The sequence below is a fragment of the Mycobacterium sp. genome (genome assembly GCF_036488105.1).
Taxonomy (GTDB): Bacteria; Actinomycetota; Actinomycetes; order Mycobacteriales; family Mycobacteriaceae; genus Mycobacterium.
Map to the genome: position 1 here is coordinate 1 of NZ_DASXHW010000051.1, position 5,400 is coordinate 5,400.

6 protein-coding genes are annotated in these 5,400 nt (G+C 67.3%); all 6 read left to right on the top strand.

Features of this window, described 5'->3' with window-relative positions:
- Positions 1-43: 43 nt before the first annotated feature.
- Positions 44-895: a DMT family transporter gene (locus tag VGH54_RS02660; RefSeq protein WP_331510388.1), complete on the top strand. Its 852-nt coding sequence runs from the start codon at positions 44-46 to the stop codon at positions 893-895.
- A 136-nt stretch (positions 896-1,031) separates the two neighbouring features.
- Complete coding sequence (gene pafA, locus VGH54_RS02665) at positions 1,032-2,390, top strand: Pup--protein ligase (protein ID WP_325687817.1); 1,359 nt, start codon at positions 1,032-1,034, stop codon at positions 2,388-2,390.
- A gap of 82 nt (positions 2,391-2,472) precedes the next feature.
- Positions 2,473-3,465 (top strand): YafY family protein, encoded by a 993-nt coding sequence (locus tag VGH54_RS02670; RefSeq protein ID WP_331510389.1) that lies wholly within the window; start codon positions 2,473-2,475, stop codon positions 3,463-3,465.
- A complete protein-coding gene (locus tag VGH54_RS02675) occupies positions 3,462-4,433 on the top strand; it encodes a YafY family protein (RefSeq protein WP_331510390.1) in 972 nt (323 codons plus the stop codon). Before VGH54_RS02670 ends, VGH54_RS02675 begins: the two co-directional genes overlap by 4 nt.
- 50 nt (positions 4,434-4,483) lie before the next feature.
- Positions 4,484-4,723: a Sec-independent protein translocase subunit TatA gene (gene tatA, locus VGH54_RS02680; RefSeq protein WP_331510391.1), complete on the top strand. Its 240-nt coding sequence runs from the start codon at positions 4,484-4,486 to the stop codon at positions 4,721-4,723.
- A 39-nt stretch (positions 4,724-4,762) separates the two neighbouring features.
- Positions 4,763-5,400, top strand: a 638-nt coding sequence (tatC, locus tag VGH54_RS02685; protein ID WP_331510392.1) for a twin-arginine translocase subunit TatC, incomplete at its 3' end; no start/stop codon positions are given.

Consider the following 5,400-nt stretch of genomic DNA (forward strand, 5'->3'; position numbering starts at 1 on the left):
TCAGACGACTCGGCGAAGGAATCGTCGAAATAGGCTCTGGCCCGTGCTGATCGGCTTGCTGCTCGCGCTGGGTTGTTCGGTGTGTTACGGCACGGCGACGGTGTTACAGGCCGCGGCGACCCGCTCGGTGGATTCCGGCGATAGCGATTCCGGCGTCGACGCGGCCCTGGTGCTGCGGGCGTTGCGGCAGTGGCGCTACTTGGTCGGCATCGGGCTGGACGGCCTGGGCTTCGTGCTGCAAGTGGCGGCGCTGCGATTGGTGCCGATCTACGTCGTCGCCGCCGCGATCGCCGGGTCGTTGGCCGTCACCGCGATTGTGGCGGCATGGGTGCTGTCCACACGGTTGTCGCGGGTCGAGTGGGCCGCCGTGGCCGTGGTGTGCGCGAGCCTGGCGATGCTCGGCCTTGCCGCCGGGCCGGAGGGGTCCGGGCACGGGCCTCCCCAGCTGGGCTGGGCGCTACTGGTGATCGTCGCCGTGGTGTTCACCGCCGGCGCGGCCGCGGGCCGGCTGAGTGACCGCACGCGCGCCCTCGTCCTGGGTTTGGGGGCCGGGTCCGGCTTCGGCGTCGTCGAGATCGCCGTCCGCTTGATCGACTCGATCGATCTGACCAAGGCTGGGTTCTATACCGATCCCGCCGTCTACGCGGTGATCGCCGGCGGGTTGGCGGGCTTTATGCTGCTCACTTCCGCTTTGAGCCGCGGTTCGGTGACCACGGCGGTGGCCGGGATGGTCGTCGGCGAGACGGTTGGCCCGGCGCTGGTCGGAGTGGCGTGGCTGGGTGACCAGACCCGGGCCGGCCTGGGCTGGATGGTGGTGGCCGGGTTCGTGGTAGCCGTCTTCGCGACCCTGGCGCTCAGCCGGTTCGGCGAGGCACCCGAACCTGCCGCGTCGTGAACGGGCTTTGACAGCAGTCGCGTTCGTGTTGAAAGCGTTCTGACGGCCGGAGTCGACGTGGGCTCCGCAGGCCGCATCGCCGACCCGTCGGCGGGGGTTACACACCAGTTGCAGGTTCAGCAAGTAGGCTCGAATTGTGCAGCGGCGAATCATGGGCATCGAAACCGAATTCGGTGTCACCTGCACTTTCCACGGTCATCGCCGTTTGTCGCCCGACGAAGTAGCCCGCTACCTGTTTCGACGGGTGGTGTCCTGGGGCCGCAGCTCCAATGTTTTCCTGCGCAACGGCGCACGGCTGTACTTAGACGTCGGTAGCCATCCGGAGTATGCGACCGCCGAATGCGACAGCCTGGTTCAGCTGGTCACCCATGACCGCGCGGGTGAGCGGGTACTCGAAGACCTGCTGATCGACGCCGAGCAGCGGCTGGCCGACGAGGGCATCGGCGGCGACATCTACCTGTTCAAGAACAACACCGACTCGGCGGGCAATTCCTACGGCTGCCACGAGAACTACCTGATCGTGCGGGCCGGCGAGTTCTCCCGCATCTCCGATGTACTGTTGCCCTTCCTGGTCACCCGCCAGCTGATCTGCGGCGCCGGCAAGGTGCTGCAGACCCCGAAGGCCGCCACCTTCTGCCTGTCGCAGCGTGCCGAGCACATCTGGGAAGGCGTCTCATCGGCTACCACCCGCAGCCGCCCGATCATCAACACCCGCGACGAGCCGCACGCCGACGCCGAGAAGTATCGGCGCCTGCACGTCATCGTCGGCGACTCCAATATGTGCGAGTCCACCACCATGCTGAAGGTGGGTACGGCGTCATTGGTGCTGGAAATGATCGAAGCCGGTGTGGCGTTCCGAGATTTCTCGTTGGACAACCCGATCCGCGCCATCCGCGAGGTCAGCCATGACGTCACCGGCCGGCGGCCGGTGCGGCTGGCCGGTGGGCGTCAGGCCAGCGCGCTGGACATCCAGCGGGAGTACTACGCGCGCGCCGTCGAGCATCTGCAGACTCGCGAGTCCAACCCCCAGATCGAGCAGGTGGTCGATCTGTGGGGTCGGCAGCTCGACGCGGTGGAGAGCCAGGACTTCGCCAAGGTCGACACCGAAATCGACTGGGTGATCAAGCGCAAGTTGTTCCAGCGCTACCAGGACCGCTACGACATGGAGCTGTCCGACCCGAAGATCGCCCAACTCGACCTGGCGTACCACGACATCAAGCGCGGCCGCGGCGTCTTCGACCTGCTGCAGCGCAAAGGTCTGGCGACGCGCATCACCACCGACGAGGAGATCGACGCCGCGGTGGATCAGCCGCCGCAGACCACCCGGGCACGGTTGCGCGGCGAGTTCATCAGCGCCGCCCAGGCCGCGGGTCGCGATTTCACCGTCGACTGGGTGCACCTCAAGCTCAACGATCAGGCTCAGCGCACCGTGCTGTGCAAGGATCCGTTCCGGTCGGTCGATGAGCGGGTCAAGAGGCTGATCGCCAGCATGTAGCCCGACGACGACGCGGTCCGGGTCACATCGGGGATGGGCCGGGTGAATTCCGTGCGAGATTCCGGCAATTAGGGTGGTGCGGGTGGCGGTTTCCAAAGTCGAAAGATTGATGAACCTCGTCATCGCACTGTTGTCCACCCGTAGCTACATCACCGCGGAGAAAATCCGATCCAGCGTCGCCGGATATGCGGACAGTGCCAGCGACGAAGCGTTCTCGCGAATGTTCGAGCGTGACAAGAATGAGCTGCGTGATCTGGGCATCCCGCTCGAGACCGGCAGGGTGTCGTCGTTCGATCCGATCGAGGGCTACCGGATCAACCGCGACGCGTATGCGCTGCCCGCCGTCGAGCTGACCGGGGACGAGGCCGCTGCGGTTGCCGTGGCCACCCAGCTGTGGGAGTCGCCGGAACTGATCACCGCAACTCAGGGCGCGCTGCTGAAGTTGCGGGCCGCGGGCGTCGACGTCGACCCGCTCGCGCCGATCGCCATCGCGTCGCCGGTCGGCAGCGTGGGACTGCGTGGATCGGAAGACGTTCTGGGACAGCTGCTCTTGGCGATCGACGCCGGGCAGGCCGTGCAGTTTCCGCACCGGCCGTCCCGCACGGACCCATATACCGTCCGCACGGTCGAGCCGTGGGGCGTGGTGACCGAGAAGGGCCGCTGGTATCTCGTCGGGCACGACCGCGACCGCGGCGCCACCCGCACCTTCCGGCTGTCCAGAATCGGCGACGAGGTGACACCGATCGGCGCGGCCGGCGCCGTGACCCGGCCCGTGGGCACCGACCTGCGCGAGATCGTTGCCAACGCCGTCGGCGACGCGCCGACGGGCGTGCGGGCTCAGGTCTGGGTTGCCGACGGGCGGGCCACCGCGCTGCGGCGCGACGGCACATCGCTGGGTTCCCGGCAGCTGAACGGGCGTGACGGCGACGTTATCGAACTCGACATCGGAACTACCGGTCGACAGGCGCGCGACATTGCCGGATATGGCCCCGACGCTGTGGTGCTGGAACCGGAGTCGCTGCGTGACGAGGTACTGGACCGGTTGCGCGCCCACGCTGGAGCGGGGGAGGCATGACGCCCGTGTCCACGCGCCTGGTGCGGTTGCTGAACATGGTGCCGTACTTCCAGGCCAACCCGCGGGTCACCCGCGCCCAGGCCGCATCTGACCTGGGCGTTTCGCTCAAGCAGCTGGGGGAGGACCTCGACCAGCTGTGGCTGTGTGGCCTGCCCGGCTACGGCCCGGGCGACCTGATCGACTTCGAATTCACCGGCGATACGGTCGAGGTGACGTTCTCCGCCGGGATGGACACCCCGCTGCAGCTCACCTCGCCGGAGGCCACCGGCCTGCTGGTGGCATTGCGCGCGCTCGCCGACATCCCCGGTCTGGTCGACCCGGCGGCGGCCCGCAGCGCGATCGCCAAAATCGAAGCCGCGGCCGGAGCCGCCGGCCACGGACACGACATGGCCGCGGTCGATGAGCCCGCGCCCGTCGAGAGTCAAGCCGCCGCCGCGGTGCGAGCCGCGGTTCGGGACCGCCGGGCGCTGACCATCGACTACTACGCCGCCTCGCACGACACGCTGTCCACCCGGGTCGTCGACCCGATTCGGATCGTGCTGGTCGGCGATCAGAGCTATTTGGAGGCGTGGTCGCGGGACGCCGAAGGCGTGCGGCTCTTCCGGTTCGACCGCATCGTCGACGCCAGCGTGCTCGACGAGCCTTCTGCGCCACCGGAACCCGCGATCCAGGCGCCTCCGGACACCTCGCTGTTCGACGCCGACCCGTCGCTGCCGTCGGCGACACTGCAGCTGGCGCCCGAGGCCTCGTGGATGTTCGAGTACTACCCGATGCGTCTGCTCCACGAACTGCCCGACGGCTACTGTGAGGCAGCCATGACCTATGCCTCCGAAGACTGGATGGCGCGTCAGGTGCTGGGGATGGGGTCGGCGGTCCGCGTTCTGGGACCGGATTCGCTGGCCACGCGGGTGCGTGAGGCAGCCGCGGCGGCGCTGGAGTCCTACCAGGCCGCGGCGCGGCCCGGCTGATGAACCAAATGCTGCGGTAGCATCGTTGTGACATCTGGAGGTAAATAAAAGTGAATGCTCTGACTCCGGGTCACCTGGCTATCATCGCGGTCCTGGTGATTGTTCTTTTCGGCGCCAAGAGGCTTCCCGAGGCCGCTCGCTCACTGGGCAAGTCGATGCGGATCTTCAAGTCGGAGGTCCGCGAACTGCAAAGCGACAAACCCGAAACGCCCGCCACCCAAGCCGCGCCGGCTCAGCCGGTGCATTCCGAGCGGGTCGAACCGCCGGCGGCTGACGGTCGGCCGGCCTAGCCTGGCATCGCCCCCGCGGCGCCCGAGCGCCATTTCACTGTGCGCACCACCGGTTTATTCAGGCAGCTAGATCCGCGTTTCCGTCGTAGCCGCATCAACCCCGACGCGACCATGTCGCTCGTCGACCATCTCACCGAGTTGCGCGCACGACTGCTGCTCTCGTTGGCGGCTATCGCGCTCACCACGACGTTGGGTTTCGTCTGGTATTCGCACCCGCTGTTCGGGCTGGAAAGTCTGGGCGAGTGGCTGCGGCACCCCTACTGTGCGCTCCCCCCCTCTGCGCGCGCGGACATTGCCAACGGCCAGTGCCGGTTGCTGGCCACGGCGCCCTTCGACCAGTTCATGTTGCGGTTGAAGGTCGGGTTGACGGCCGGGGTGGTGCTGGCCTGCCCGATGTGGTTCTACCAACTCTGGGCGTTCATCACCCCCGGGCTGTACAAGAAGGAACGGCGCTTCGCCGTCGCATTCGTCGTGCCGGCCGCATTGCTGTTCGTCACCGGCGCGGTGCTGGCGTACCTGGTGCTCGCCAAGGCGCTGCACTTCCTGTTGACGGTCGGCAGCGACGTGCAGGTGACCGCGCTGTCCGGCGACCGGTACTTCGGCTTCCTGATCAATTTGCTGCTGGTGTTCGGCGTCAGCTTCGAATTCCCGCTGCTGGTGGTGATGCTCAACTTCGT

Coding starts and splice junctions, on each gene's coding strand:
- VGH54_RS02675 (WP_331510390.1), top strand. CDS start 3,462: ATGACGCCCGTGTCCACGCGCCTGGTGCGGTTGCTGAACATGGTGCCG.